Origin of the sequence: Streptomyces sp. NBC_00459 (assembly GCF_036013955.1) — a bacterium.
Lineage (GTDB): Bacteria > Actinomycetota > Actinomycetes > Streptomycetales > Streptomycetaceae > Streptomyces.
In genome coordinates, this window is record NZ_CP107903.1 from 5,206,472 (window position 1) to 5,232,284 (window position 25,813).

At 67.2% G+C, this 25,813-nt stretch carries 27 protein-coding genes and 1 pseudogene; 15 read left to right on the plus strand and 13 right to left on the minus strand.

Translation table 11 applies throughout. The annotated features are described in order from the left end of the window. Positions 1 to 187: 187 nt before the first annotated feature. Positions 188 to 1,705, minus strand: coding sequence for a site-specific integrase (locus OHN74_RS22905; RefSeq protein ID WP_327696416.1), 1,518 nt, complete (start codon positions 1,703 to 1,705; stop codon positions 188 to 190). Next, on the minus strand, positions 1,702 to 2,382 hold the full coding sequence (locus OHN74_RS22910) for a helix-turn-helix transcriptional regulator (RefSeq protein WP_327696417.1): 681 nt from the start codon (positions 2,380 to 2,382) through the stop codon (positions 1,702 to 1,704). Before OHN74_RS22910 ends, OHN74_RS22905 begins: the two co-directional genes overlap by 4 nt. Before the next feature lie 96 nt (positions 2,383 to 2,478). Between OHN74_RS22910 and OHN74_RS22915 the strand changes: the two genes are divergently transcribed. The 5 genes from OHN74_RS22915 to OHN74_RS22935 all read left to right on the plus strand — a co-directional run bounded on the left by OHN74_RS22915 (position 2,479) and on the right by OHN74_RS22935 (position 8,021). Beyond that, a complete protein-coding gene (locus OHN74_RS22915; RefSeq protein WP_189151693.1) occupies positions 2,479 to 2,718 on the plus strand; it encodes a hypothetical protein in 240 nt (79 codons plus the stop codon). A 233-nt stretch (positions 2,719 to 2,951) separates the two neighbouring features. Then, positions 2,952 to 4,244 (plus strand): DUF3631 domain-containing protein, encoded by a 1,293-nt coding sequence (locus OHN74_RS22920; RefSeq protein WP_327696418.1) that lies wholly within the window; start codon positions 2,952 to 2,954, stop codon positions 4,242 to 4,244. Positions 4,245 to 4,615: 371 nt separating this feature from the next. Next, positions 4,616 to 5,410, plus strand: coding sequence for a DUF2637 domain-containing protein (locus OHN74_RS22925; protein WP_327696419.1), 795 nt, complete (start codon positions 4,616 to 4,618; stop codon positions 5,408 to 5,410). Positions 5,411 to 5,757: 347 nt separating this feature from the next. Further along, positions 5,758 to 6,309, plus strand: a complete 552-nt coding sequence (locus OHN74_RS22930; protein WP_327696421.1) for a MobC family plasmid mobilization relaxosome protein — start codon at positions 5,758 to 5,760, stop codon at positions 6,307 to 6,309. 5 nt (positions 6,310 to 6,314) lie between these two features. Beyond that, the gene (locus OHN74_RS22935; protein ID WP_327696422.1) at positions 6,315 to 8,021 is read left to right on the plus strand and encodes a relaxase/mobilization nuclease domain-containing protein; all 1,707 of its coding nucleotides are present in this window, start codon (positions 6,315 to 6,317) and stop codon (positions 8,019 to 8,021) included. Between the two features lie 102 nt (positions 8,022 to 8,123). On the opposite strand, the gene OHN74_RS22940 is transcribed toward OHN74_RS22935, so the two are convergent. The 4 genes from OHN74_RS22940 to OHN74_RS22955 form a co-directional block, all read right to left on the minus strand. Further along, the gene (locus tag OHN74_RS22940; RefSeq protein ID WP_327696423.1) at positions 8,124 to 8,702 is read right to left on the minus strand and encodes an HAD domain-containing protein; all 579 of its coding nucleotides are present in this window, start codon (positions 8,700 to 8,702) and stop codon (positions 8,124 to 8,126) included. Between the two features lie 30 nt (positions 8,703 to 8,732). Then, entirely contained in the window at positions 8,733 to 9,428 is a 696-nt protein-coding gene (locus tag OHN74_RS22945) for a class I SAM-dependent methyltransferase (RefSeq protein WP_327696424.1), read from the minus strand. A 1-nt stretch (position 9,429) separates the two neighbouring features. Continuing rightward, positions 9,430 to 10,341 (minus strand): aminoglycoside phosphotransferase family protein, encoded by a 912-nt coding sequence (locus OHN74_RS22950; protein WP_327696425.1) that lies wholly within the window; start codon positions 10,339 to 10,341, stop codon positions 9,430 to 9,432. A 76-nt stretch (positions 10,342 to 10,417) separates the two neighbouring features. After that, the gene (locus OHN74_RS22955; RefSeq protein ID WP_319289556.1) at positions 10,418 to 11,167 is read right to left on the minus strand and encodes a hypothetical protein; all 750 of its coding nucleotides are present in this window, start codon (positions 11,165 to 11,167) and stop codon (positions 10,418 to 10,420) included. A gap of 225 nt (positions 11,168 to 11,392) precedes the next feature. Between OHN74_RS22955 and OHN74_RS22960 the strand changes: the two genes are divergently transcribed. The 4 genes from OHN74_RS22960 (at position 11,393) to OHN74_RS42925 (ending at position 15,123) form a co-directional block, all read left to right on the plus strand. Then, on the plus strand, positions 11,393 to 12,748 hold the full coding sequence (locus OHN74_RS22960) for a tetratricopeptide repeat protein (RefSeq protein WP_327696426.1): 1,356 nt from the start codon (positions 11,393 to 11,395) through the stop codon (positions 12,746 to 12,748). Positions 12,749 to 12,784: 36 nt separating this feature from the next. Beyond that, a complete protein-coding gene (locus tag OHN74_RS22965) occupies positions 12,785 to 13,285 on the plus strand; it encodes an NUDIX domain-containing protein (protein ID WP_327696427.1) in 501 nt (166 codons plus the stop codon). A 400-nt stretch (positions 13,286 to 13,685) separates the two neighbouring features. Further along, positions 13,686 to 14,729 carry a hypothetical protein gene (locus OHN74_RS22970; RefSeq protein ID WP_327696428.1) on the plus strand — a complete coding sequence of 348 codons (1,044 nt, stop codon included), beginning with the start codon at positions 13,686 to 13,688 and terminating at the stop codon, positions 14,727 to 14,729. Further along, positions 14,722 to 15,123: a mCpol domain-containing protein gene (locus tag OHN74_RS42925; protein WP_443060430.1), complete on the plus strand. Its 402-nt coding sequence runs from the start codon at positions 14,722 to 14,724 to the stop codon at positions 15,121 to 15,123. The genes OHN74_RS22970 and OHN74_RS42925 overlap by 8 nt, the downstream gene beginning before the upstream one ends. Before the next feature lie 87 nt (positions 15,124 to 15,210). Here the strand turns inward: OHN74_RS42925 and OHN74_RS22975 are convergent, their stop codons facing one another. From OHN74_RS22975 to OHN74_RS22995, 5 genes are all read right to left on the minus strand, one after another. Next, positions 15,211 to 15,615: a hypothetical protein gene (locus OHN74_RS22975; protein WP_327696429.1), complete on the minus strand. Its 405-nt coding sequence runs from the start codon at positions 15,613 to 15,615 to the stop codon at positions 15,211 to 15,213. An 832-nt stretch (positions 15,616 to 16,447) separates the two neighbouring features. Beyond that, positions 16,448 to 17,629: a hypothetical protein gene (locus OHN74_RS22980; protein WP_327696430.1), complete on the minus strand. Its 1,182-nt coding sequence runs from the start codon at positions 17,627 to 17,629 to the stop codon at positions 16,448 to 16,450. Positions 17,630 to 17,977: 348 nt separating this feature from the next. Further along, entirely contained in the window at positions 17,978 to 18,142 is a 165-nt protein-coding gene (locus tag OHN74_RS22985; protein WP_327696431.1) for a hypothetical protein, read from the minus strand. A 693-nt stretch (positions 18,143 to 18,835) separates the two neighbouring features. Continuing rightward, entirely contained in the window at positions 18,836 to 19,432 is a 597-nt protein-coding gene (locus OHN74_RS22990) for a hypothetical protein (protein WP_327696432.1), read from the minus strand. Positions 19,433 to 19,646: 214 nt separating this feature from the next. Continuing rightward, a complete protein-coding gene (locus OHN74_RS22995) occupies positions 19,647 to 20,069 on the minus strand; it encodes a PASTA domain-containing protein (RefSeq protein WP_327696433.1) in 423 nt (140 codons plus the stop codon). A gap of 676 nt (positions 20,070 to 20,745) precedes the next feature. Between OHN74_RS22995 and OHN74_RS23000 the strand changes: the two genes are divergently transcribed. The 4 genes from OHN74_RS23000 to OHN74_RS23015 all read left to right on the plus strand — a co-directional run bounded on the left by OHN74_RS23000 (position 20,746) and on the right by OHN74_RS23015 (position 23,571). Next, positions 20,746 to 20,949: a cold-shock protein gene (locus tag OHN74_RS23000; RefSeq protein ID WP_164320284.1), complete on the plus strand. Its 204-nt coding sequence runs from the start codon at positions 20,746 to 20,748 to the stop codon at positions 20,947 to 20,949. A 311-nt stretch (positions 20,950 to 21,260) separates the two neighbouring features. Further along, positions 21,261 to 22,790: a DEAD/DEAH box helicase gene (locus OHN74_RS23005; protein WP_327696434.1), complete on the plus strand. Its 1,530-nt coding sequence runs from the start codon at positions 21,261 to 21,263 to the stop codon at positions 22,788 to 22,790. Positions 22,791 to 22,836: 46 nt separating this feature from the next. Continuing rightward, positions 22,837 to 23,166, plus strand: a complete 330-nt coding sequence (locus OHN74_RS23010; RefSeq protein WP_327696435.1) for a CBS domain-containing protein — start codon at positions 22,837 to 22,839, stop codon at positions 23,164 to 23,166. Positions 23,167 to 23,262: 96 nt separating this feature from the next. Then, positions 23,263 to 23,571, plus strand: a complete 309-nt coding sequence (locus OHN74_RS23015) for an SCO5918 family protein (RefSeq protein WP_327696437.1) — start codon at positions 23,263 to 23,265, stop codon at positions 23,569 to 23,571. Between the two features lie 118 nt (positions 23,572 to 23,689). Here OHN74_RS23015 and OHN74_RS23020 read toward each other — a convergent pair whose 3' ends face one another. After that, positions 23,690 to 24,046, minus strand: coding sequence for a hypothetical protein (locus tag OHN74_RS23020; protein ID WP_327696438.1), 357 nt, complete (start codon positions 24,044 to 24,046; stop codon positions 23,690 to 23,692). A gap of 679 nt (positions 24,047 to 24,725) precedes the next feature. On the opposite strand from OHN74_RS23020, the gene OHN74_RS23025 reads away from it, so the two are divergent. Both OHN74_RS23025 and OHN74_RS23030 read left to right on the plus strand, forming a co-directional pair. Beyond that, positions 24,726 to 25,064: a helix-turn-helix domain-containing protein gene (locus tag OHN74_RS23025; RefSeq protein WP_327696439.1), complete on the plus strand. Its 339-nt coding sequence runs from the start codon at positions 24,726 to 24,728 to the stop codon at positions 25,062 to 25,064. Between the two features lie 243 nt (positions 25,065 to 25,307). Further along, positions 25,308 to 25,511, plus strand: a complete 204-nt coding sequence (locus tag OHN74_RS23030; protein WP_067022489.1) for a cold-shock protein — start codon at positions 25,308 to 25,310, stop codon at positions 25,509 to 25,511. Positions 25,512 to 25,599: 88 nt separating this feature from the next. Here OHN74_RS23030 and OHN74_RS23035 read toward each other — a convergent pair. Continuing rightward, positions 25,600 to 25,776: pseudogene (locus OHN74_RS23035) on the minus strand (DUF4235 domain-containing protein); the annotation flags it as partial. Positions 25,777 to 25,813: the final 37 nt, after the last annotated feature.

Consider the following 25,813-nt stretch of genomic DNA (forward strand, 5'->3'; position numbering starts at 1 on the left):
ATCACATACTGCGATCTACGGAGAATACGCGCCCCATTCAGACTGTTCAGAGCATTGCGCTCATCCGGGTAGCAGCTGCTGCGTCAGGTGCGCAAGGAGGCGGTCGGCCGCACCCCTCCCGTCTCTGCGTCACAAGACCGTAGGGCCAGGCTGTGGGATCTTGCCACCTCACCGGTACCCACCCTGCCTACTTGGTGCCGTTTCGAAGGCGGCGCGGGACCAACGCTGCCGCCTTCTCGGCGATCTCCCGGTCCAGTTCGGGGAGCAGGCTCGTGTACGTGTCCGAGGTCAGCGTGATGGTGGAGTGCCGCAGTGTCTCCTTCACCGTGTGGATGTCGCCGCCACCTCCGTGCGTGAGCGTCGCGGTGACGTGGCGTAGGTCCCGCAGGGTGATGGGTGGCAGGTCGGTCGTGGCGAGGATGCGGCGGAAGGTCTCGGAGACGGTTCCCGGGTGCAGCCAGGAGCCGTCCTCCTTGGTGAAGACCTTGCCCGTGTCCTGCCAGGCATCGCCCCACTGCGCGCGCTCCTTCTCCTGGCGGGCTTTGTGGTCACGCAGTTCGGAGATGGTCGTGCTGTCGAGCGCGATCGTGTTCGCGCTGCCGTCCGTCTTCGGCTCCGACTCGTAGATGTCCCAGCCGTCCACCACGATCTCCTTGGCGGGTGTGATGAGGCCGACGTCGAGGTCGATCTCGTGCCAGTCCTGGCCGACCGCCTCGCCGCGCCGCAGGCCACGGGTGCCCATGAGGTGGAGGATCGCGTAAAGCCGGTCGCCCTCGGCTGCGTCGAGGAAGGCGCCGAACTGCTGTGGCGTCCAGACCATGACCGGGCCGGGGATCTGACCGGTCTCTCGCCACCGCCGGACGCGTTCATCGGTCCACAGGAGGGGCTTCGGGCGCCTGCCGGACTCCAACTCGACGTGGGAGGCGGGGTTGAAGGTGATGAGCTGCTGTGCGATCGCGGAGTTCAGGGCCGCGCGCAGGGTGCGGCGGATCGCCTGACGGGTGGCCGGGCCGGTGATCTTCCGGAACGGTTTCATCTCCGCCAGTTTGGCTCGTTCGGGGGCGAGTCGTTTCCGCTCCGCCCTGACAGGGCGACCGGGCGTGCTCGGCTTGCAGCGGGCGATCTGCTCGCGGCGGGCCTCGTTCTCGGCTGAGATCACCTCGTTGTCGTCGGCTATCGCGTCGAACATCTCCACCAGGTGGCCGACGTTGAGCCGGTCGAGGCGTACGTGGCCGATGCGCGGCTTCAAGTGGACGCGGATGTGGGAGGCGTAGGCGTTGAGCGTGGTCTTGCGTCGCTTCTTCGCGGCGAACCACTGGTCCAGCCACTCGCCGACGGTGAGGTTGCCACGGAGGGCCAGGCCCGCCCTCAGGCGGCGCCGAGTCTCCTCGATGGCTGGGAGCGGGGCCTTCTCGACCGCGACCTTCTCCAGCATGTCGACGAGGCGCCGGAGGCTGTCGGGGTCGTCCTTCTCTGCCAGCGCCAGCAGGGAACGGACGTGGTCGAGGTCCGTCTGCGCGGCCTTGAGGGACTCGTAGCCGGCGCGGCTGAAGGAGCGGCGGGCGCCGTCTGCGGTCGGCGGGAGTTCCTGGCGTATCGAGTACGAGCCGTGCTTGCGGCTGGAGAGCTTGGGGCAGTTCTTGCCGAGCGGCTTGCCAGTCTCGGGGTCACGGCAGTAGCAGCGGCGGTGGGTGGAGCCCTTCAAAGGCGTTCCTCCGGGGTGGTGTTGGGGCTGGGTTCGGGTGGGTCGACGTCGCTCAGGGCGGGTGGCAGGTGGGGTGGGGTGGCGCCTTCGTCGCGGATGTCGCGGCGGAGGTAGCGGAGGTTGTACTTGGCGGAGGCGGCCTCGTCGGCATACTTGGTCCGCCTGCGCTCGGCTTCTTCCTGCTGGGCGCGGTTGGTCGCCGTCTTGACTGCGAACCGGGCCCGTTCTTCCTCTTCGAGGGCGGCCAGTGCGGTGCGTACGAGGCTGGCGTGCGCTTCGAAGTCGGGGATCAAGCCCGCGTCGTACGAGGGCATGTCCTCGTCGCCGGTGAAGCGGCGTAGGGCATCCCAGGTGGGCACGAGGCTCTGGAAGGGGAGTTCCTGGGTCCGGTCGACGTAGCCGACCGGGAAGATCAGGCAGACCGGGTACGTCTCCAGGGCGGCGGCCAGGACCATGACGTCCACCAGGGGAAGGCTGGCCCGGCGGCCGGACTCCATGTTGGCGATGACGTTGCGAGGGATGGGATGCCCGAGCTGCTCGCACTGGTCCGCCAAGTCCTGTGCGCTCCACCCCATCTCCTTTCTTCTCCGCCGGACTTCGCCGGCGATATTGGCCTTGACCCGGTCCGTCCACTCCGGGACGTCGTCCTCATCAGCATCCACACCGTGTTGTGTCATGGAGACACATTAGCTTGGTCATCCTGGTAGGTAGACGCCTGGAGCCGGACGTGACGGTCACGTTCGCCGTGGGCTGTACCGAAAGGGGCGCGCTGTATGCGCGAAGACGCGACGGCCGGGCGGATGACGGGCGCGAAAGGGATGAGCCGGGAAGAGCTGCTTGCCCTCCCTGTGTCGGTTGACCTGGAAACAGGCAACCGTGCTCTGGGGCTCGGGCGGAGCAAGGGGTACGAGTTGGCAAAGCGGGGCGAGTACCCGTGCAAGGTGCTGAGGCTCGGCAACGCCTACCGGGTCGTGACCGCGGATCTGCTCGATCTGTTGGGCCTGGCGGCGTGATGGGGCGGCAGACTAGCAAACCATTCTGCGCTGAGCTGACACAGAAGCGCTGGACTGTTGCCGGGTGTGGACGTACCGTCCGTGTTCCCTCGCGATGGCCTGGTGCCCGTGAGAAGGGGGCGGGTCTCCGGCGATGCAACGCCGGAGACCCCAGCAACCCCGACCGGCCCTGGAAGAACCAACCCGGCGGCAAGGGCGCACAAGCCCGCCACCGCCAGACGAGGAGCTGCCCCGTGGAACATGCGGGAGCCGAGCCCTATTCCGACTCCGACAAGCCCTCGTGGCCGCCCGTCTCCGTCCCCGGCCAACCAGGCCGCCATGCCAGGGAGGCTCTGACGTCCGCCAACGACGTTGCGTCTGAAGCCACTTCGGCGGATCAGCCCGCAGAGGAGGCGGCGGCGCCGGATCCAGAGCCGACCCATGGCTCGGCGTTGCTGGACGAACTGCGTGCGCAGATAGCCAAGTTCGTGATCCTGCCCTCGCCGGAGGCGCTGGACGCGGTCACCCTGTGGGTGGCGGCGACACATCTGCAGCCCGCGTGGCAGCACGCGCCGCGCCTGGCGGTGGTGGGGCCGGTGAAGCGGTGCGGCAAGTCACGGCTGCTGGACGTGCTGACCGAGACGGTCCACGAGCCGATGCTCACCATCAACACCACCCCGGCCGCGGTCTTCCGGTCGATCACCGAGGAGCCGCCCACGCTCCTGGTGGACGAGGCGGACACCATCTTCGGCACCCCGAAGCAGGCGGAGAAGAACGAGGAGATGCGCGGCCTGCTCAACGCCGGCCACCAGCGCAACCGGTACGTCACCCGGGTCGTCGGCAACGACCACACCCCGCACCGGTTCGCCACCTTCGCCATGGCCGCGCTCGCGGGCATCGGTGACCTGCCCGACACGATCATGGACCGGTCGGTCGTGGTCCGCATGCGCCGTCGCGCCCAGGGGGAGCACGTCAAGCCCTTCCGCTCCCGCCGCGACATCCCCGGGCTCCACGAACTGCGGGACCGCATCGCCGCATGGGCCCGGCCGTCGCTGGACGAGGCGGCGGAGGTGGAACCGGTCCTGCCGGTGGAGGACCGGGCCGCCGACACCTGGGAACCCTTGGTCATCATCGCCGACCTCGCTGCCGGGTCCTGGCCTCGTCGGGCCCGTACGGCGTGTGCGCGGATGGTGGCCGCAGAGGTCGAGGCGGAGGAGGAACGGCCCGGCGGAGCCCGGATTCTCGCCGACATCCGCAGGGTCTTCGCCGCCCAGCGCGAGGTGGACAGCCTCTCCACGGACGAGCTGCTGTACCACCTGCGCCAGGATGTCGAGGCGCCGTGGGCGGAGTGGGGGCGCAACGGGCTGGATGCCCGCGAACTGGCGAGGATGCTCAGCCCGTACGTCATCAAGCCCGGCAACGTCCGCCTCGCCGACGGGACCCAGCGCAAGGGCTACATGCGCAACAAGTTCCTCGACGCGTGGCGGCGCTACTGCCCCGCCGTCCACCCGGTGGACCCTGAGCCCGTCGCCACCGCTTCGGGCTGAACCCCGCGTCCCCCCGGTGGCCGTCCCTGGCGTCCCTGCCGTGATCTCGCAGGTCAAACGGCATGCAGACAAGACGGCAACCAGGGTCAAGACGGCAACGCGATCATGATGAGCGCGCTGCCTGGCCAGGACCACGTCCCGATCCGTCTCGTGCCGTCCCGCGCGTCCCCGCCGTATCGCCGCAGGTCAGGGCGTCAGCCGCCGGGACGGCACCACACCACTACGCCGTCCCGGCCGAACAGGTCGGAGAACGCCTTCGGCATCGGCCGGGACGGCAGACCGAACCCCATGCCGTACCTGCCCTGACCTGCGCTTGCAACGGCCAAGACGGCAAAGACGGACCACACCAACAACGCCCAGGAGCACCCCGCTTGACCAAGCTTTCCACCTCCAGCCGCCAGGACAACCGCCTCGACGAGGGACGGCCGATGCTGACCAAGCAGGCTGCCGAGCGATTCACGCTCATCGCAGCGGGCGTGGTCATCGTGGCCCTCACGGCCGGCGGGTTCTGGCTCTCGTACGCGCATCTCGCCGAGGTCGCCGGACAACACGGCCTCAAGAGCTCCCCGGTCCGCCAGTGGGCCTGGCCGGCGACCCTGGACGCGTTCATCGTCGCGGGTGAACTGCTCATGCTCCGCGCGGGCCTGCGCCGGGTGACCGACAAGGGGGCGATCGCTCTCACGGCCGCCGGATCGGTCGGCTCCATCGCGCTCAACGTGGCCGGTGTCAGCGGCACGGGTGGCACCGGCGCCGTGCCCCTGCTCGACTACGTGGTCGCTGCGGTTCCCCCGACCGCCGCGCTGCTGGCCTTCGGTGTCCTGATGCGGCAGATCCACCAGCTCGTCGATCAACCCGCAGGCCCTGCGGACACCCCTTCCGTACAGCCCGCCGGCATGGTGGCGACCATGTCCGCCGGGCCGCCGGAACCACCGGTCCGGGTTTCGGAGAGCAAGCCGCGCGGTGGCCGTCCAGCAAGCGCCACGGTTGAGGAACTTGTGGAGATCGGCCGGATCACTATCGCTGAGCACGGCACGCTCAGCCGGTCCCTTCTCCGGAAGGCCGTCAAGGACAGGGACTTGACGATCGGCAGTGAGCGGCAGACCGAGGTGATGGAGATCCTCCGGCCCGAAATCGAAGCTGCTGGAACAGGTCCGGACAGCAACTGACCGGAATCCCGACGGGGTCGCCGGAACCGCTTCCGGTCACCCCTGCCAGTCGGCCACCGCCCCATCCGCCCTCCGTTTATCCACACCTGTGGATGGGGCGCCGATCACCAACACCCTGTTGACCCCTCCCCGGCGCCCCACCTGCCCTTGCGACCACTTCCGGAGAACAGCTCGTGACACACCACCCGGACCACCTCGACCGCACTCCCGACGAGTCGATGCTGTTGGTGAAGTCCCCTACGCTGCTGGGGCGTTTGCGGCAGGCGTTCGGACGGGCTGCCCCTGGCGGAGCCAGTAGTACCCCGAGTCCGACTCATGGCCGGTCTTCGGGGGTCTCCGCCCCGGGGGTGGCGGAGACGGCCCGGCGCCAGGGGGCGCCGTACCAGGGAGTCGGGGCCGAGGGCGGCTCCGACCTGGACACGCTTCACTCCGTCCAGCAAGCCGTCCTGCGCCCCGCAGACAGCCCAGCCGTCGCCGCCGGCGAGCCTGCTGTGAAGAGCGTGCAGCCCACGATCCGTCGCTTCACCGGCACCAAGCGGGTCGTGCGCGTCGGCCCGCTGCGCTTCACCGGCGACGAGCACACCCAGCTCCAGGAGGCATCCGCCGAGCACGGGTACAAGGGCGACTCCGGCTTCGCCGCCGACATCGTCCTCGCCTTCGTCACCGGCCGGTTCACCGCCAACCTGCCCCTGTCCGAGGACCGCCGCCGCACCCACATGTTCCGCGCCCAGGTGCTGCGCCAGCTCAACCGGATCGGCGTCAACGTCAACCAGATCGCCCGCGCCCTCAACAGCGACCACACCCCACCCGACATACGTCAGCGCCTGGACGAACTCCACGACCTGCTGGAACTGATCGCCGAGGCCCTCCGCCAGCCCGCCGACCCGGAGGAGGTCTGAACAGCGTGATCGCCGCCATCAAGCCAGCCGGGGCCAACACCCGGGGCCTGCTCGCGTACCTCTACGGCCGCGGAACCCACGACGAGCACTTCGACCCGCACATCGTGGTCGGCTTCGCGATGCTCGGCATGCCCGACCCCGGCCGCGACGAGAACGCCACCCTCACCGACCTCAGCCACTACCTCGACGAGCCGGTCAACTTGCGCAACAGCGAGTTCGGCAAGCCGGTCACCGACCACGTCTGGCACTGCCCGGTCCGCGCCGCCCCCGAAGACCGCCACCTCTCCGATGCCGAGTGGGGCGAGATCGCCCAGCGCATCGTCCACGCCGCCGGCATCGCCCCCGCCGGCGACGACCTGGGCTGCCGCTGGATCGCCGTACGCCACGCCGACGACCACATCCACATCCTCGCCACCACCGTCCGCGAAGACGGACGGCGTCCCAAGCTCCACGACAGCGGCCTCCGCGTCGGCGACGCCTGCCGCGAGATCGAGAAGGACTACGGGCTGCGCCGCCTGAAGAAGGGCGACCGCACCGGCGCCCGCCGCCCCACCCAAGCCGAGATGCACAAGGCCGAACGCCTCGGCTGGGAACAGCCCAGCCCCGAGTGGCTCCAGGACCGCGTCCGCGCGGCCATTCCCCACGTGACCAACGCCGAGGAATTCATCGCCTACCTCGAAGCCGGCGGCATCGAGGTCCAGGTCCGGCGCGGCCCGTCAGGGGACCTCCTCGGGTATGCCGTCGGCCGCCCCGGCGACGTCAACGAGGCCGGCGAGCAGATCTACCACCCCGGAAGCAAGATCTCCCCCGACCTCTCCCTGCCCAAAATCAAGGCCCGTCTCGAATCCAGCCGGCCCGAAGAACACCCCACCGCCCGCCGCAACCACCTCAGCACCCCCTTGCACCAAGCCACCGACGCCCTCGACACCGACCTCGCCGACGACACACACGCCCAGGCCCACATCACCGCCCTCGGTGAACTGATTGAAGCCACCGCCCAGAAGGCACCCGCCAATCTGCGCGCCGAACTCCAGGCCGCCTCCAAGGTGTTCGCCCGAGCCCAGCGCTCCCAGATCCTGGCGGAAGACCGTGCCGCCCACGCCCTGCGCAGCGCGGCACGCGACATCGTGCACACCGCCACAGGCCCCGACGGCAGCGCGTTCGCAGCCCTGATCGCAGCCCTCGTCTGGGCCGCCGTCGTCGCCGGGCGCTGGCACGAAGCGAAGAACCACGCCCACCAGGCCGACGCAGCCCGCCAGGCCGTCCAGCACCTCCAGACAGCTGCCGACCGTGCGCTAGCTCCGACGCTCGCCGAACTCGCAGCCCGACCGCCAAGGGAGGAGGTGCGTCGTGTTCTGGTCAGCGATGTACGAGCAGCTGTCCCCGACCACGCCGAGCGGATCCTCTCCGATCCGGCCTGGCCAGCACTCGTCACCGTCCTCGCTGACGCCGAAGCCCGCGGCCACCAACCCCATCAGCTCCTCAAGGAGGCCGCTGCGCAGCGAGAGTTGGACACTGCCCGCCAACCCGCCCGCGTGCTCATCACCCGCATTCAGCACACCGGCCGAAACCCGGCACCCAACCGCCGTGCGGAGGCCGCCCGCCGACGCTCGACCATTGCAAGCTCGACGCTTGTCCAGCAGAGCCGGGGGCCCCAGCCCTCACCGGTAGCGGCGACAACTGCTGAACAGCGGAATCAACAGCGCCGGTAGGCGGGAAACGCTTCGTTTGCTGAGCCAGCACTGCCACGCCGGGATAGCGCCCTCGCCTTTCGCGGTGGTGAGGGTACGAGCGCGTCCTGCGGCTTGTCCGCGTTATGCGGCTTCGGCTTCATGCGGAACGGCTGGGGCATCGGCCTGTGCACCGGGCAACAGCGCGGCCCACGCCAGGACCTCGACCAAGTGCTCGGCCAGCAGACCGACGTGGGGATCAGGCTGGACAAGGGCGGTCGCTTGGCGGCGGGCGGTGCGTTCCGCTGCCCATTCGTGGTCGAGGACGGTGAAGTCGTCGTCGATCCAGATGACTGGCGCGTCGCCGAGCCAGGTGTCGACGTGATCGCGTTTCCACAGATACCCGTTGGGGTGGCTGGTGGTGATCTGCGGGCGCGGGAGGTCGACGAACGGCAGGGGTGAGAGGCCGAGGAGCGGCCCGATCAGAGTGGTGGCGTCGTGGCGCCAGCTGGTGCACCAGACGGGGATGACCAGGCCGGTCCGGATCACGTGCATGAGCAAGGGGCCATGCGCAGGGTTGAGCCAGATGGTGACCGGGTCGTCAGCGCTCCGATCAGCGGGCACGACCTCGTGCCGATTGTGGCTTGCCGGACTGGCCCCTTCGGCGTCCGGAAAAGGTATGAGGATGCCGTCGACGTCGAGCAGTAGGTAGGGCGGGCGCATCGGTTTCTCCCAGGGGAGCCGGGACGGGGGTCAGAGCTTGCGCGCGGTGATGAGGAGGGTGGTGGGCCAGCGGCCACGGTGGCGCGCGTCGTGGAACTCCTCGGCCGAGGTGAGCCAGAGCCCGGCGCGGTCGAGGTGTTTCTCCCAGCGGTCGGTGTAGAAGTCCCAGCGGGCGATGGGCAGTCGGCTGCGGTCGGGGAGGGTGACGAAGTCGCGGCGGGGCCGGTCGTCGATGGCGGGGCGTAGGCCGCCACGCTGGGGATGGGGGACAGAGAAGGCGAGAGTGCGCCCGGGTTTGAGGTGCTGGGCGATGGACGGGAGCAGAAGCTCGGGGGCTACGAGTCCGATGGCGCCGAAGACCGAGTAGACGGCGTCGAACTGCTCGTCTGTGGCTTGCAGGTAGTGCAGGGCGTGGCCTGCGACGAAGGTGAGGTTGTTCAGTCGGCCGTAGTGCGAGCGGGCTCGGCGTACTTGGAGGCCGACGAGGTCGACGCCGGTGACGTGGGCGCCGTAGCGGGTGGCGAGGTGGGCGGCGTTGTGGCCGGGGCCGCAGCCGAGTTCCAGCAGTCGCTTGTGGCGCAGGTCGGGGCCGAGGATTTCGGCGCCGGGTCCGCTGCCGGGCCGGGTTGTCCATTCCATCCGGGCGGGTACGGACAGCGGTTCGGCGGGGCTGGCCGTGGTGCGCTGGAGGGCGTGGGCGTGCCAGGGAGACGCCTGGGCGAGCACGTCAGACCTCCAAGAGGTGGAGGACATCAGTGAGATGGCGGCGTACGGCCTTGATGTAGGCGGGGTCGGTGGCCGGGTCGTTGATCCAGCGGATGGACTGCTCCATGAACCACTCCAAGGCCCACATGCGATGCCAGCCCAGCGCCCACTTCTCGGCGGGGAGGCCACCGCGTTCGGCGAGGGCGTCGGGGGTGCCGCCTTCAGTGACGTATGCGTCCAGGAAGACGCGCAGTCGGACGGGGTCGGGGGTATCGAGGGTGCCGTGCCAGCTGGCGAGGTCAAGCAGGCCGGGGCCGGTGAAGGCGCGGGCGAAGTCCAGCAGCCGCCAGCCGTGTCGGCCGATGTGGAGGCTGGTGGGGTGGAACTCGGAGTGCACCCAGCCAAAAGGAGCCACCGTCGCACCGGCCGAGCGCGCTTCAGCTGCCTGGGCAATCTGGTCGAGCGCGTCTTCGACGTCGTCCGCGTCCTGCCACCGGTCGGCCTTGCGGAGTCGACCGAGGTACTCCAGGGCCCGGTTCGGCAGGGTGCGCAGCCGTTCCTGATCCAGGACGGGCAGGGCGGAGGCGGTGCGGGTGCCGTGCAGGACGACGGCCGCGGCTGCGCCGTCGAGGTCATCGGCCACGCGGATCGGAGCGCCGAGGTCTTCCAGCAGCATCCCGAGCCAGCCGTCCAGCACAGCGGAGGCGCGAACGGCTGGCACCGGGACGCCGAGAGTGTGGGCCAGCCGGAGGGCCTGGTCCTCGCCGTCGAACGGCCTCTTGGCGTACTTGAAGATGGCGGTGGCGCCGTCAGGGAAGGTCAGACGCTCGACGCCGGACATGGACCACACGCGCACCTCCTCGCGAACAGTGGTGGTCCGGCCGGCCAGAGTGAGCAGGTTGTCAAGAAGTTCGGTACTGGGGTTCGCGGTCACGTGGGGGCTCCAGGGAGTTGGTGGCGTCCGGGGCGGGCGAGAGGTGCCGGCCCACCCCGGAGCCAGGACGGTGTTGCTACGCGGCAGGACTCACGCGGTGGGCGTAGACCTGCTCGATCCACCCGGACTTGAAGGCCGCGAGGTCGTCGCGGAAGGCGTTCATCGAGGCACCGTAGGGCGCCACGACGCCACCGCTCTGGTCCGGCACGGACTGGCAGCCGTGCACGAGCCGTCCGCCGAGGGCTGCGTGGGCCTTGATGGCCTCGATGCGGCGGTGTTCGTTGAACCAGCCGCCGTGGTAGACCTCATCGAGCATGCCGCCCGTCTCGTCGTCCAGGTCGAAGACCACGGAGGTGGCGGCGGGGAAGAACCAGCACGGGCCGACGTTGGAGATGTGTCCGTCCAGCTCGACCTTGTTGAGCGCCATCAGAGTGGCCGCCTCGCGCAGCATCCGCAGGTGGTCGGCGGTGAACTGCGGCAGGCCGAGGGCGGGGAGATGCTCGTCGCGGAAGAGGTACGCGTACACCTCGTAGGCGGTGACGAGCACCCGGGCAGCGTCCGAGGTCGACTGGGCGTGGGCCTTGATGAACTCCAGCGCGAGCTGCTCAACCGCGCTCGCGGTCGTCTCCTCCACGTCCAGGAGCTGGGACTTGACCAGCTCCCAGTCGGCGACGAGCCAGGTGCTGGACTCGAAGCGGAAGAAGTACTTGGCCGGGTCGATGGTGATGCGCCGGCCGTCGACCTGGATGCCGGGCAAGCGGCTCCAGCGCTCGTCGAACGCCTCGGGCAGTACGACCGTGATGGCCGCGGTGTCGATGGTGGTCACCGTGTCTCCGTCTCTGATCGGCCCGGGTTTGGGCACAGGGATGCCCGAACCCGGTGTGGGCGTACGGAACTTCGGGGGCCGCCCGGCCGAAGGGGGAGCCTGGTCGCGGTGTCGGACCGGGGCCGGGCGGCTGATGACTAGTGAACACTTCGTCACGCACAGTGGGTACGGTGAGAGGCAGTTGAAGCGGTATACACGGTTTACAGCCCCGGACGGGAGGTGAGCGTGGCAGCGTCGAGAGACCCCAACTCCCGCCTGCGCGACACCATTGCCGCGACCAGCTGCACCTACGAAGCCCTGGCCAGAGACGTCCGGCGCATCGCGGCCGAGAACGGCGAGATCCTCCAGACCAACAAGTCGGCCGTCTCTCACTGGGCCAACGGCATTCGCCAGCCCACCGGCCGAACTGGCCAGTACCTCGCCGAAGCCTTGTCACGCCGAACGGGCCGCATCATCACCCAGACGGAGATCGGTCTGCGCGCACCTGATGGCGAGGAGCAGGCGGAGGGGGACCCCGTCCTGGCCGCAACTGACCTCGGCCGGGCCGATGTTGAGCGCCGCCGCTTCCTCGCGGTGGCCGCCTTCACCACCGCCGGCGTTGCGATGCCACTCGCCCACGACCATGAGGCCACCGCCCGCATGCTCCGCGCCCGCACCGGCACGTCCGTGGTCGGAGCGGAGGACGTGGACGTCGTACGGCAGATCACCGCCGCCTTCAGCGCGGCAGACGAACGCCTCGGCGGCGGCCACGGCCTGACCACCGTCACCGCGTACCTCGCCGACACTGCCGCGCCTATGCTCCGGGGCCGCTTCCCGAGCGAAGCCCTACGACGAGCAGCCTTCGGCGCGGTGGCCGAACTCGCCTACCTGGCAGGGTGGAAGCACCACGACCTCGGCCAGGAAGGCGCCGCCCAGCGCTACTACCAGGTCGGCTACCAGCTCGCCTGGGAAGCCGACCCGCACGGCCACGCCGCCTGGATGATGCGAGCCCTCGCCCACCAGGCCCTCAGCCTCAAGCAGCCCCACCACTGCGTCGACCTCGTCGAAGGCGCCCTCATCCGCGGCCTGGGCCACGTCGACGGCCAGACCGAGGCCCTCCTCCACATCACCCACGCCCGCGCCTACGCCGCCGTCGGCGAGAGGCCCGCAGCGGCCCGCGCCCTGCTCGCCGCCGAAGGCGCACTCCTGCGCGACGACAGCCTCCAGCCCAGCTACTCCCGCGTCAGCGGCCCCGCCGCCGGCACCGTCGCCAGCCACACCGCCCGTACCTTGACCGACCTCGCCGACCACATCGGCACCGAGCAGCAGCACCGAGACGCCTTGATCCGCTGGGACCCCAAGAAGTACAGGCGCGTCCACGCCCTCACCTACGCCGACCTCGGCGACAGCCTCGCCGCCCAGGCCCGCGCCGACGAGGCCGTCGCCGCCTGGTCCCAGGCCCTGACCCTCATGGAAGGCATGACCTCCGACCGCACCCGCAAGGCCATCACCTCGCTCCGCTCCACCCTCTCCATCTACCAGCGCCGCAAAGTGCCCGGAGCAGCCGAACTCGCCCGCCGCGCACGCGAAGCACTGGCCTAAGCTGCCCACCAACCGGCCGACGAAGGGACACCAGCCGTGGCTCAGCGGACCACCGACGATCAGCCCAAAGCCCTACCGCCCGCCCTCGAATCCATGACCCTGCTGGTCGCCGCCGTCATCGTCCACGACAAGGCCACCAACCGGGTTGTGCTCCTCCAGCGGAGTCAGAACGCCAAGTTCGCCCAGGGCATGTGGGACCTGCCTGTCGGCAAGAGCGAACGCGGCGAGCCGATCATCCAGACCGCCGTACGCGAGCTGTACGAGGAGACCGGCCTGACCGTGAAGCCGGAGTCCCTCAAGGTCGCCCACATCATTCACGGTGCGTGGGGCGTCGAGGCTCCCAACGGCTTCCTCACCGTCGTCTTCGCCGCCCACGAGTGGACCGGCGAACCAGAGAACCGTGAGCCACGCAAGCACGCCCAGGTCTGCTGGGTTGATGCCGATGCCATCCCCGAGGAGTTCGTGGACACCACTGCGAGTGCGCTCCACCGGTATCTCACCGGTGGGCCTCAGGTGTCGCTGGAAGGATGGGCATAGGGACGAGCGTGGCGTCACCCTGCCCGGACGGGATGGAAACCGTCCACGTCCTCAGTCCCAGGTGTTCATCCACCACATCGCTGGTCCAGGCACACAAGCCCAGTCGTCAGCCCGGACCTCACCCTGCAGATGCCGCAGCCACCGCCGCGGCGGTCTTGCGTGACTACCCCGACTCGGCAGGCCACTTCGGCCACCTCGCCGAAGACCGCACGTGCGACCCCCGCATCTGTCAGGCAGTGCGCCAGGTGTGAGGCCACGGGCGCATTGATGGCAACGGTTCTGTCACTTACCCCGACGACTTCATGCGCTCAAGGTCGGATGCGATCGCCAGTGGACGAACACAAGACCCGGTAGATTACGGCTGTGGTGCTACTGACTACGCGGGTGGGTAAGGGGCGAGATGGCGGGCCGCATTAGGCGAAGCTACCGAAGAGTTAACGAGGATCGAGCGATCTTTGCTGCGCTGGTTGCGGCAATCGGCACTGCCATTGTAGCTTCCACGCTTCCCGATTTTCTCGGAATGATTCCCGGCGGCAAGCGAACTGAAATCTGCATTCTGATTGCAGGGTTCCTCATCCTGGCTGCTAGCTGGATTAGCCTCCATGGACGCTCCGGAGTCGGAGTCGCTGTATTCCTGCAGCCAGAACCAACTTCCGGGTGGTCGGATGCGAGACTTCTGGAGTATGCAGCAGAGGCTAAAGCTAAACACGTTAGCTTTTTCTACGTAAATGCCGACGAACTGCATCCGGGCTCAGGAGTAGATAGAAGGCGGCTGACGCAGAAAGTGATCGAGGCCCGACTTAAGGAGGAGAATCCTCGAAAGTCGAGTGAAATCTCCTTTTATCTTACCAGCGGCCTTGAGAACTCATTCCAGCTTGGACGGGAGGTGTTTAATAGTGCGCAGGGGGCATCCCTGAGAGTCCACGATTTTCAGGAGATCGCCGTACACCAAGTTTCCAACTCGGGTGCAGTTGGGGCTTTGCCTCCCCTGCAGCTCGTAGGAACGCCCACGGGGCCGCGCACCTCGGAGGTCAATTATCAGCTCCCTAGTGCGGTGCAGATTCAGACCGTAAATTTGAATCCTGGAAACATAAACAGGCATGCACTAATCGTCTGCATCTCTCAAAATTCCGCAAGTCGCGCCATGGATGCCCAAGCTGCGGCAGCTGCGGGTACTCATGCCCGCTACCAAGTGAACGCAGGCGATATCTGCAGCACAGCACTTGTGATCGAGTGCCCAGATTTCCCCAATGATCACCGCGCATATAATGAACTACTGAAACGCACTCTACAGGGTTGGGCGAGTCACCTTTCCTCCATGAATGCAGTACACGGGCCAGTTCCGGAAGGGCGCCTATTTATTTCGGCCCCAACGTCGCTTGCCTTTGCCCTCGGCTCCCTTTTGCCTCTCAGTCCGAGAACCGAAATTATTTCCTATGTATAGTTTGACAGCCCCGAGAAATGGAGCCGTGTTGTCTTATTTGATCATCGATGGTGACGATGTAGGGGGCAAGGTTGAAGCGCACCTTCTAGCGAACGACGTCGACTCGTTCGTGGCGTCATCCAAGGAGATTTCTGCATCGATTGACCAACTGGTTGATTCACTTAACGAAATCCCAGGCGTCTACGTCGTGTCGGCGGGGGGTGATAGCATCTTGGCGCGAATCGACAACCCTGACATTGGTTCTATATGTGATCGGCTCTCGGGCCTCCAGCGCCCGGGGCAATTTACATTCTCGGCCGGGATGGGTGAAACTCTGCGTGAAAGTTTTGTCGCACTGCGAATGGCAAAGGCTGCAGGAAAGCGTCGCGCGATAACTTACCCGCGAGACAGCTAAGATTTCTCCCGATCGAGGATCGCCATCAGCTGGTGAACAGCGTCAGTACTTTAAGAGTGACCGACTTCTGGCGAAGAGCTAGGCTGATCAGTCGTTACGTATGGGCGGACTTGCGATTGAGTTCCGCACGGTGCGAACGAAGACCGCCCTATTCTCTTCGGTCACCTGAATTTTGCGTTTAAAATCCTCCAGGAAGCGCGCTCCTTCGTCGTTTATTTCACCCCCTAGTTCCCCGAATGTGATCATCCTGCTGAGCCACTCTTCTCCCGCTTTCATGGAGCGCTCCGCATTCCCCAGGATCCTCTCCAGCTCCTCTATAGAATAGAGTTCCTGTAAGCTCTCTAAGTCGCCAGCGTGGGTGAGTACCTGATTCAGCTGCTCAAATTTTAGGTCGGGTGAGAGCTCACGGACACGCCTTTCCTGATCCCGTAGACGTGCGACGGCTGCCTCGATGTATCGGCCGAACTTGTCTTCTCTATCGATGTTCTCCATGGTTGCGTCAGAGATTGCCTGAGCGGCTTGAGCAACTTCTTCAGGGCCAAGAATCGATATTCGCCGCGCACGTTCCAGCATGCGAGTTGCCGCTTGGTGCAGTTCGGTCCGAAGGGGCCTATGTTGGCCTTCCTCTGCTGGACGGGCCAGCTCCTTTCGCCTGCGGGTGCACTCGTCCCAAGCGTCGAGGAATCCCTCGCAGGCGGAAAGGCGTTGTTGCCGTAGCCAATGAGCGTGCTCGTTTGCAGCCTGGTCGTGAGCCTGTCCGCGTACAGCATCAGCGCTCTTGTCTGCTCCGGCCTTGGTAGCCCATGCCGTGAAAGCAGCTCCCAGTATCGAGCCGAGAAGCCCGCAACCCGCCGCTATCAGCGCGACTATTCCCTCATCCATAAGAGGCCATGATGCACGAGGAGTTGGTGCCGTAGTAGTGGCCAGAGAAGTTTACGAGCCGAACAGCGCAAGGGACGTGCCGAGAGCGCGGCCAGTCTGCCGAGGGCGCACAACAGAACTTTGCAAGTCGGGCAGCTGGGGTGCGCGAGGTAGGGCATACAGGAGGAAGAGATGCGACTCGTAGTAGACGCGTTGGGGACGGTGGCCCCTGTCTTGGTATGGATGCGGCCGGCACGTTCGACGGTGAGCAGTAGCCGGTCGACAAGGTCGCGATCCCACGTGAAGTGCAGGAGCATGCTGCCATCTGGCAGATCATCCAGGCACTCACGGGGCAGCCGGTTACTGGGCTGTGAAGACACCTCTGCTCGGTATGACGAGGGGACCTGCTCTGGTCCCTGGGCGCTCTCCACACGTCAGGCATCCGCCCGTTCGCGTCGGGCCCTCAGCTTTCGGAGCTTGGCCGACGCCGGGGAAAAGCATCCCCGATCGGCCAGTGCTCAGGCAGACCAAGAGACGTGTGGATGGGGCGAGCCGCTGGCTGACGTTCGACGTGAATATCGGCCAGTTGTACCGTTTCCCAGGTGGCAAGAACGGGGGCCGGAAGCGAGCCAGGTGCGGGGCTTTGCCAGAGGACTGGGACCTTTTTCGCCCAGGTCCAAGGTGCCGGGTTGTTGACGGTCAGCACGCCGCTGACCCGGCTATGGGCCTGATCTTGTGCAGCAGTCCAGTAGCCGTCGGGATTGCGACCGAAAGTCGATCCGGTGCGGTGGGCGTACTCGACCGAGGTCCCGTACAACGCGGTCTCGGTGTCCTCATCTTCCGGAAAGACGGCCGAATTACCAACTGCAACGATGAATGGCAGCGCCAAGTCGCCGTACTTCTTGCCCTTCTTTCGCACGGCTTTGAGCACCCGATCTGAGTCATCGGCGACCCAAATCCAGGGATGGATGCCTATTGTCCTGCTCGTCGGATCGCCTCGTCTGCCGGGGCTGCGGGGGATCGCCTCGAAGTTGAGGCGCCAACCTGCCTCCTGCCAGGTATGTTTGGGTAGCGGCACCTTCTGCTCATACTCGGCAATGACCTGGTCGGGGTCCAAGCTTGCCAGCCATAGTGTCAGCTCGTTCTTCAAGCGTTTTTGCTGCGGAGTGGTCGAGCCAGCGCTGACAACCTTGTATGACACGTAGAAGTTTGGGCTCGGAACGCGGTCGATCGCGTCCGCCACTTGAGGCGGGAGCGAGCTGCTCCCGGTTGCGTCCAGATTCTCGGCTGTCCAGATCGCCTCGACAATGAATTGCACGTCGCCACGGGTGACCAGGAAGTCTGGGTACTTGCCCCCTGTGCCTACTTGCTGCTCGATCTCCACCGTGCAACCAGAGCCGAGCAGCATCTCGTGCACGTACAGCTCCCACAACGCGGAGTAGACGTTCGCGTCGGAATTGCGATCCCGTAGCCGACTACGCAGGCCGGGCTGAGCATCGGGGGGAAAGTGCGACCACCACTCGTTGATCACATCCCGAACCTGGTCCCAGAACGGACCGGCGATCCGTTCGAAGAACTCGGCATCCGATTCTGATGCTCGCTTCGGTGCCGCATCTGTCCGATGCTGGCTCATGTACACGCCCATGGTGAACGATCGTAGATTGCTCCGCGGCGCTCTCACCCGTTTCCTGAAGCGTCCCAGTGATCCTTGGGATGAGTCTGAGGTGTCGCCGTCGTCTGCACACCCTTGATGACCGTGCGCGGTCACTCGCTGCAGACGGAGACGCGGAGCAAATGATCAGCAGGTGCTGTTCAGAGCTGACCAGCACCTGCGGCTGTTCCGAAACGGAGCGCGCCGACTCGGAACCTCGGCTCCGTTCCGAACGGAACGCCGCGTTCCTTCGCCACCAGGCCGGCCGCAGAGATCCAGCCCAGCGGTGACAGCGGTCTCTGCTGCCGAGCGCCCGCCGCCAAGTCGGAGCGAGCGCCGAGGTCAGCCCTGGTGTTCGTCCTGCTCGTCCCGCAAGATGTCGCGCACGGAGCGCCAGGCGCGGATTGCGTTACCGATGTCCACCAACAGCCCTCGGAGTTGGCGAATCAGAACGCGCGCAGCACAGATGGCAGTGACGACTTCGACTTCCACCGTGAGCCCGCTCATCGACTGTTCCCCACCTCGGGCACCAGCCTCTCCGCCTCGCACCGCGAAGTCCTTACCCCGCTGGGTATATTTCGTGATCACCCTCGGCTTCACCCACGAGATCAGATGGACACGCGGCTGAACCCAACGAGCCGAGCCCCTTTGAGGCACCGCGTACAAGACTCGCCGCCGTGAGGGCGCGGAGCAGCATCAGAGTTGATGCACTTACTGATCTTGAAGATCCGCGCCACAGGAACGAGTCTGAGCCGATACACCCAGGCTGCCCGTCGAACGGGCCGGTGTCTGCAGGGTCGAGCCTGCTTTTTGTGATCTTGGGTTGATCCGCAAGCGTGGCCCGTCCGGGGTCTTCCGTGCAGTTCAGGTGGGGCGCTCTGCGTGAGCGATGCGTGAGCGGACGGTCCGGCAGGAGCCGTCAGGCACCGAACCCCGATGCATGGCGAAGTCCTCTTGGCCAGGCGGTTTCGGACACCAAGAGAGCATCCGGAACCACCCGTCATGCTCTGGCCAGGACTTTTAATCCATTGGTTGTGGGTTCGAGTCCCACAGGGTCTACGGGTAAGCCCCAGTTCGGAGTGGATCCGAGCTGGGGCTTTCGTCGTTTCCGGGGGTTGGGTGGTCGTTGGCTCGGCCGGTGCTCGGACGACGGACGCGAGGACGTCACCCTGAACCCGGTTGCACACGAGGGGCGTCCGGTCACGTCTTCGGGACCGACCACTCCGCCGGAGTCCTCAGCGTCGTCGAGGTGTACAGCACGCGCTCGGGCCGTTGCTTCGCCGGCACCGCGAAAACGGTCTTGCCCCGCACACAGGTGCCGGGCTTCACGGTCGCTGCGTAGGGATACTCCGGCTTCGGGAAGTCGCCGTACGTCACGCCGCTCGGCTTGATCCGCGCTCCGTCCGCGTAGGCGAGGGCCCACGGGTAGCGGGTCACCGCGCCGACGCCGTTCTTCAGGCACGCCTTGATCTCGACGGCCGCCCACGTGTACCCGGTCGTGCCGAACTCCTTGTCGGCGGACTGCCGCGGGTGGAACCGCCCCTGCTCGTACGAGAGCACGGTCATCACCATCGTCGCTCCGTCGGTCGTGAAGCTGAACGGTTCTCCGAGCGCGCGGGGCGCCTCACGTCTCGCGCTCGGCTCCGCTGCGGTGCTCTCCTTCGAGGTCTTCGTGGTCGCCGTGGTGCTGGGCTTCGCCACCTGCTTCTCGGCGTCGCCGCTCCCGGAACAGGCCGTGGCTGTGGCCAGCAGCAGAGCGACGGTGAAGGTGATGGTGGTGGTTGTTGTTGTGCGCATGGTCCCCCCTGGACGTGCGTGTCGAGGTGGGCATCATGCTTGGCGAGGGATGGGAGCGTGGCCGGGTGTGTCCGTGTCGTGACCAGGCGCGCGTGACTGTGACCGTGCGGGGGCCAACGGGCGCATATAGAGGACACCCAAGCCCGTTGACGATGGGGTTACGCGTACGGGCCCCGGGACATCGCCGAGTCGCGATCCCCGGATGCCCGGGGCGTCAGCAGGTCTCGTCGTCCTTGACGGCGTACAGGGTCACGGGCGTGTCCGTGGGGTGCGTGCCGGGCTCGGGGTCCTGGCTGCAGACCGTCCAGTTGCGGTCGAAGACCTGCAAGCGGTTCTGGCCACTGGCGTCCTGGTCGTCGAGGACGTAGAAGCCGGCGGCTTGCGCCTCGTCCTGGGCGGCCTGGAGGTCCTGGCCGACGAGGTCGGGCAGCGTTGCCGCTTCAGGGGCCGCTTCGGAGGTGCTGTCAGGTGTTTCCGGGCTGGTTTCGGTGGGGGTGGTGTCCTGTTTCGTGCGGTCGTCGGTGTCCTGGGACGAGGTGTCCGGCTTGCCGGGGCCGGTGTTGTCGGTGCTCGCGCAGGCGGTGAGCGTGAGCAGTGCTGCGGCGGTGAGTGCGGCTGCGACGGTCCGGGTGCGCATGCTGGTTCCCCCAGGGACGGTGTGCGAGTCGGGGGAGCATCATGGTTCGCGTGCGGGGGCTGTGTGGGCGGAGTCACCCTGCTGTGACACGAACGGGTACCGGGTACGACGAAGGCATGCGCTGCGGTGGGCCCTGGGAGTGTGCGGGTCCCGGCCTGGCGGACGTGCGGCGCCGCTGGTTCCGCCGGGACGGAACCCGGTAGCGGCACCGGTACCGCATGACGGGGCGGGTGGCCTGCTCGGCGGCCTGCGGGAGCGTCCGCAGCAGGTGGGCGCGGTTGTCGGCACGGCGTACGAGTGTCGGGCGCTGTGCGTTTTCGGGGTGGTGAGGTTCCGATGGAAGCGGATCGGTGGCTTCCGTGGCTGACGGCGGGCCGTGCGGCCGACCGCCGGCCGGCAGTGCGGCCCGCGGGACAGGCCCTCCGTCGGACACGCCCCAATATCTGTATCCGCAAGCTGAGATATTGACGGAACGCACGGGCAGGTTATTTGCCGCAATAAATAGCTGAGAGTTATTCAACGCTCGTCGGCCGTCGCAGTGTGCTACTGTCGATCTAAGTTGCAGTTGTGGTTCCCGAAGTTTTAATTCCGGTCTTTTCCGGACGGGGTAATCATCGCGGCGACACGGAGTCCGCGCTGTGTGGACCCGTAGCACTGCCCCTGAAGGAGATATGACATGGCTGCTGGTACCGTGAAGTGGTTCAACGCGGAAAAGGGTTTCGGATTCATCGAGCAGGATGGTGGCGGCCCTGACGTGTTCGCCCACTACTCGAACATCTCCGCCCAGGGCTTCCGCGAGCTGCTCGAAGGCCAGAAGGTCAACTTCGACATCGCGCAGGGCCAGAAGGGCCCGACGGCCGAGAACATCGTTCTTGTCTGACGCTGACGCGTACTGTGCAGCTGGGTCCCGCATCCCTCGGGGTGCGGGCCCCAGCTGCATGCATTTTTCGCAGTGGTTTCATCTGCTTCACCCGCTTCATCTGTGAGACGACGGATTCGAGGAGTCCGTGGGCGTTTTGAATGCCCCGGAAGCCGCTCCGTTCGAGTCACCACAATTCATTGCCTGAGCCCGCGTGAATTCACTGCCGGCCAGATTCGCTTTCGCATTCTTTCGGCCCATTCTTGCAATTCTCCGCGCCGCTCTTCGCTGCGGAAATTCCTAGATGTGAGCCGCATCGAGGAAGGTTCCGCATGAACCGCACACGTACGAACGACCGTTTCTCCCGCACCCGCAACGGCGGTGCCGCCGCTGGACGGAGTGGTGGCCGATCCGGTTCGTCGACCGCCGGCCGGTCCGGTGGGCAGGGCCGCTCCGGCGGGCAGGGGCGTTCCGGCGGTGGTGGCGGCTACGGCCGTCGGCCCGCCGCGGTCCAGGGTGAGTTCGCTCTCCCCGAGACGATCACCCCCGCGCTTCCCGCTGTTGAGGGCTTCGCCGATCTGGACATGCCCAAGGAGTTGCTGGCCGCGCTCGGCACGCAGGGCGTGACCGTGCCCTTCCCGATCCAGGGCGCGACCCTGCCGAACTCCCTCGCCGGCCGGGACGTACTGGGCCGCGGGCGCACCGGCTCCGGCAAGACCCTCGCCTTCGGGCTGGCGCTGCTGGCCCGTACGGTCGGGCAGCGCGCCGAGGCCAAGCAGCCGCTGGGCCTGGTCCTCGTACCGACGCGTGAGCTCGCGCAGCAGGTCACCGACGCGCTCACCCCGTACGCCCGCGCCGTACGGCTGAGGCTCGCCACGGTGGTGGGCGGGATGCCGATCGGCAGGCAGGCCAGCGCGCTGCGCGGCGGTGCCGAGATCGTCGTCGCCACCCCCGGACGCCTCAAGGACCTCATCGACCGCGGCGACTGCCGGCTGGACCAGGTCGCCATCACCGTCCTCGACGAGGCCGACCAGATGGCCGACATGGGCTTCATGCCGCAGGTCACCGCCCTGCTCGACCAGGTCCGTCCCGGGGGGCAGCGCATGCTGTTCTCCGCGACCCTCGACCGCAACGTCGACCTGCTCGTGCGCCGCTACCTCAGCGACCCGGTCGTGCACTCCGTCGACCCCTCGGCCGGCGCGGTCACGACGATGGAGCACCACGTGCTGCACGTCCACGGCGCCGACAAGCACTCGGCCACCGTCGAGATCGCCGCCCGCGACGGTCGCGTGATCATGTTCCTCGACACCAAGCACGCCGTCGACCGCCTCACCGAGCAGCTGCTCAACAGCGGGGTCCGAGCCGCCGCGCTGCACGGCGGGAAGTCGCAGCCCCAGCGCACCCGCACGCTGACGCAGTTCAAGAGCGGGCATGTCAACGTGCTGGTGGCGACCAACGTCGCGGCGCGCGGCATCCACGTCGACAACCTCGACCTCGTCGTCAACGTCGACCCGCCGACCGACCACAAGGACTACCTCCACCGTGGCGGCAGGACCGCCCGTGCCGGTGAGTCCGGCAGTGTCGTCACCCTGGTCACCCCGAACCAGCGCCGTGACATGACCCGCCTGATGGCAGCGGCCGGCATCGTCCCGCAGACCACCCAGGTCCGCACCGGCGAAGAGGCCCTGCACCGCATCACCGGCGCCCAGACCCCCTCGGGCATCCCGGTCGTCATCAAGGCGCCGGTGGTCGAGCGCCCCAAGAAGCGTGGCAGCGGCTCCACTTCACGTGGCCGCCGCCGTCCGGCCTCGGCGGCGGGTCGCGCGCCCGCCCGTCGGCCCAACGTCGCTGCGGCGGCGTAGCACCTTCTTGCTCAGGAAGCCGTCCCAACTCCGCAGGAGGCACTCTTTGCCGCTGGTCCAGATGCAGCCCCGCCCGACAACCGCCGACCCCGTGCACAGCACGACGGCCGACGCCACGGACATGACCGGACCTCAGGTCTGGCACGACATGACCGTGGAGGTGGCGCTGTCCGTCACGGCCGCCGCCGGGACGGGGCATCTGGTCCTGCGCGACGAGGACGGCCAGTACGTGGGCCTGGTGACCCGGGCCCGGCTCGCCGCCGTCCGGGACAGCCACGGCTACACGGACCGCATCCGCCTGAGCGACATCACCGACAGCGCCGGGCCCTCCGTCGAACACGGCGGTGGCCCGGCCGTCCTCGGCCTGGCGGGCTGAACCGCTTCACGGTGGCCGGCACCGTGTCGCCGTCCGCTCGCCTTCCCGTCTCCGCTTCTCCCCGTACTCCGTCTCTCCTTCTCCCTGTGAGGCATCATGCGCTGTGTCATCGCACGCTTCCCGTTCGACCTGACCAAGAGCGGTGTGCTGGAGTCGATGAAGGGCATCAAGCCCGAGCCGGTCACCGGTGAGTCCGTGATCGTCGGACGGCGCCGCTACCCCGTGAAGCAGGTCGGCCAGGTCGTCACCCGCCAGGACCCCCGTGATTTCAGCGCGGGCGAAGTGGTGCGGGCCATGACCCGGCTCGGCTTCACCTGCGGCACCCTTGCTCCGGCCGAGCCGGTTCCTACGGAGAACCCGTTCGAGCGGGCCTCGGCGCTGCTCGGCACCCCGGTGTCCGTCTGACCGACCCGGCCGGCGCGAGCCGGACAAGCGACTGAGGGCCCTACCGGCACATGCCGGTAGGGCCCTCAGTCGCGTGCTGTGCCGCTCGGGGCGCGGCGGTGTGTCGGCGGTCGGTGGGTCAGTCCGAGTAGCGGAAATCGCCCACGGTCCAGGCGCTGACGTCCTCGATGGCGATGCGGTACATCCCGCCCGTCTCCGGGATCCCCACCGTGCCCTGCAGGATGCGGGCAACGTGGAAGTGCAGGTGTGTGGGCGGCCCGTCCCTCTTGGCGGGGGCTTCGAAGACGGCGGAGAAGTCGCCCAGCTGGGCGGAGTCCGTCAGGACCTCCGACACTCTCTGCCGCCACACGGCCTCGGGTGCCAGTCGACCGGTGATGACAGCACCACCGGTGACCACGGTCAGGGACATCTGGTTGCTCCGCCCGGATTCCACAAGGGCGGCGATGTCGACGATCAGGTCGTCAGGCTTCGGCATGGCACCGGATTCTATGCAACGGCACGTCCGGGCGGCCGGGGCGGTGGTGTCACCCGTCGGGACGGGCACCGTCGACAGACCGGCCCAGGAGGATTACCTCATCGTCGAGCCCACCAAAATCTATGCTTGCCGGAGTAGACATTGGTGGCTCGGATCATTATTGTTTCTCTCGTAGACGAGATCAGCGAGGCCCGGCAGACACGAACTGCCGGGCGGCGGTACACGTAGGACGGTGCGGTGGTGGAGCTCCGAAGCCAGCGTTGTGCAGGACGGCGACGGGGCTGACGACCGGACCGGGTGGCCCGCAGTGATCAGGGGCCGCCATGAGCGGTGAGCAGGACCGCGGTTGACGCGGTGGCAGTACCAGCAGTTGGCAGTACCAGTAGTGGCAGTTCCTGTTCGATAGGTTGTTGGTCCAGAGGGAAAGAACGGAGGAGTCGAGCGCCATCAGGATCGCCCGGGCGGAGTCTGAGTCCGGGTACCGCAGGACATCGATAGGTAGGTGGTCTCCGGTCGTAAATCAGCGATCCCCGCGCCCCCGTCGGCGTTGTCGGACGGCAGTGCGGAAAAAGTAGGCCGGTGCAGCAGTAGGGCCGGCAGATGGTGTTTGCAGTTCCTTCGGGGCCTTGGTGCCGGTATGGCGCCAAGGCCCCTCGACGCGTTCCAAAAGAGAGGTGAGATGACAGCAGACGAGTCGCTGGGACGTCTTGACGACGACGACTACCCCGCCTACACGATGGGCCGGGCCGCCGAGATGCTCGGTACCACTCCCGGCTTCCTCCGGGCCCTCGGCGAAGCACGACTGATCACACCGTTGCGCTCCGAGGGCGGACACCGCCGCTATTCCCGTTACCAACTGCGCATCGCGGCGCGGGCGCGTGAGCTCGTCGACCGAGGCACCCCGATCGACGCCGCCTGCCGGATCATCATCCTTGAGGACCAGCTCGAAGAAGCCCAGCGCATCAACGCCGAGTACCGTCGCGCCGACAAATCGTCCAAACCGTCGGCTACGACCTGAAGTGAGCGTGCCCGCCGGGTCGGCGGGCCATCACCCACGAGCATGGCCGGAATACTGAGCGGCGTTTTCTGTGGTGATGGCGGGTGCGGACGGGTAGCGTCTGTGTGAGCTGTCGTGGTTCGGATTTCCCCTTGCCCACGCCTTTGGTGTGGGCGCTTTGCTGTGCTGTGCCGCAGGGACCAGGGCGATCACCTCCGTCTGCCCCATGAAGGGGCAGACGTTCATCGACTGGAAGGCATGACTGTGGCAAGTGGAACTGTGAAGTGGTTCAACGCGGAGAAGGGCTTCGGCTTCATCGCCCAGGACGGCGGCGGTCCGGACGTCTTCGCGCACTACTCCGCGATCAACTCCTCGGGCTTCCGTGAGCTCCAGGAGGGCCAGGCCGTGACGTTCGACGTCGTCCAGGGCCAGAAGGGCCCCCAGGCGGAGAACATCACCACCGCCTGATCTTTCACGGTGAACGTCCTGGGCCGCGCGGCGAACGCCGCGCGGCCCAGTCGTCTGTACGCGTCCAACCGAGTCTCAGCACCGGGGCTCAGCCCGGCCAGGTACCCGTCAGACGCCTGACGGCGGTCGCGCCGCCGCGGTCGACAGCGGCCTTGACTCCGGCGAAGATCGCGCCCTGTACGACGGCTGCCCCGAGCACCTCGCGCCAGCTGCGGGACTCGTCCGTGGCGTCAGGGGCCTCGTCCTCGTGCGCGAGCCGTTTCCAGTTCAGCGACGTGGACGGCCTTTTCGTGGACCTGCCC

What these genes read in the sequence shown, in the direction of transcription:
- OHN74_RS22910 (WP_327696417.1), bottom strand. Translation starts at nt 2,382, where the DNA reads ATGACACAACACGGTGTGGATGCTGATGAGGACGACGTCCCGGAGTGG.
- OHN74_RS22915 (WP_189151693.1), top strand. Translation starts at nt 2,479, where the DNA reads ATGCGCGAAGACGCGACGGCCGGGCGGATGACGGGCGCGAAAGGGATG.
- OHN74_RS22940 (WP_327696423.1), bottom strand. Translation starts at nt 8,702, where the DNA reads ATGCGCCCGCCCTACCTACTGCTCGACGTCGACGGCATCCTCATACCT.
- OHN74_RS22970 (WP_327696428.1), top strand. Translation starts at nt 13,686, where the DNA reads ATGGCGGGCCGCATTAGGCGAAGCTACCGAAGAGTTAACGAGGATCGA.
- OHN74_RS42925 (WP_443060430.1), top strand. Translation starts at nt 14,722, where the DNA reads ATGTATAGTTTGACAGCCCCGAGAAATGGAGCCGTGTTGTCTTATTTG.
- OHN74_RS22975 (WP_327696429.1), bottom strand. Translation starts at nt 15,615, where the DNA reads ATGGAGAACATCGATAGAGAAGACAAGTTCGGCCGATACATCGAGGCA.
- OHN74_RS22980 (WP_327696430.1), bottom strand. Translation starts at nt 17,629, where the DNA reads ATGGGCGTGTACATGAGCCAGCATCGGACAGATGCGGCACCGAAGCGA.
- OHN74_RS22985 (WP_327696431.1), bottom strand. Translation starts at nt 18,142, where the DNA reads ATGAGCGGGCTCACGGTGGAAGTCGAAGTCGTCACTGCCATCTGTGCT.
- OHN74_RS22990 (WP_327696432.1), bottom strand. Translation starts at nt 19,432, where the DNA reads ATGCGCACAACAACAACCACCACCATCACCTTCACCGTCGCTCTGCTG.
- OHN74_RS22995 (WP_327696433.1), bottom strand. Translation starts at nt 20,069, where the DNA reads ATGCGCACCCGGACCGTCGCAGCCGCACTCACCGCCGCAGCACTGCTC.
- OHN74_RS23000 (WP_164320284.1), top strand. Translation starts at nt 20,746, where the DNA reads ATGGCTGCTGGTACCGTGAAGTGGTTCAACGCGGAAAAGGGTTTCGGA.
- OHN74_RS23005 (WP_327696434.1), top strand. Translation starts at nt 21,261, where the DNA reads ATGAACCGCACACGTACGAACGACCGTTTCTCCCGCACCCGCAACGGC.
- OHN74_RS23015 (WP_327696437.1), top strand. Translation starts at nt 23,263, where the DNA reads ATGCGCTGTGTCATCGCACGCTTCCCGTTCGACCTGACCAAGAGCGGT.
- OHN74_RS23020 (WP_327696438.1), bottom strand. Translation starts at nt 24,046, where the DNA reads ATGCCGAAGCCTGACGACCTGATCGTCGACATCGCCGCCCTTGTGGAA.
- OHN74_RS23025 (WP_327696439.1), top strand. Translation starts at nt 24,726, where the DNA reads ATGACAGCAGACGAGTCGCTGGGACGTCTTGACGACGACGACTACCCC.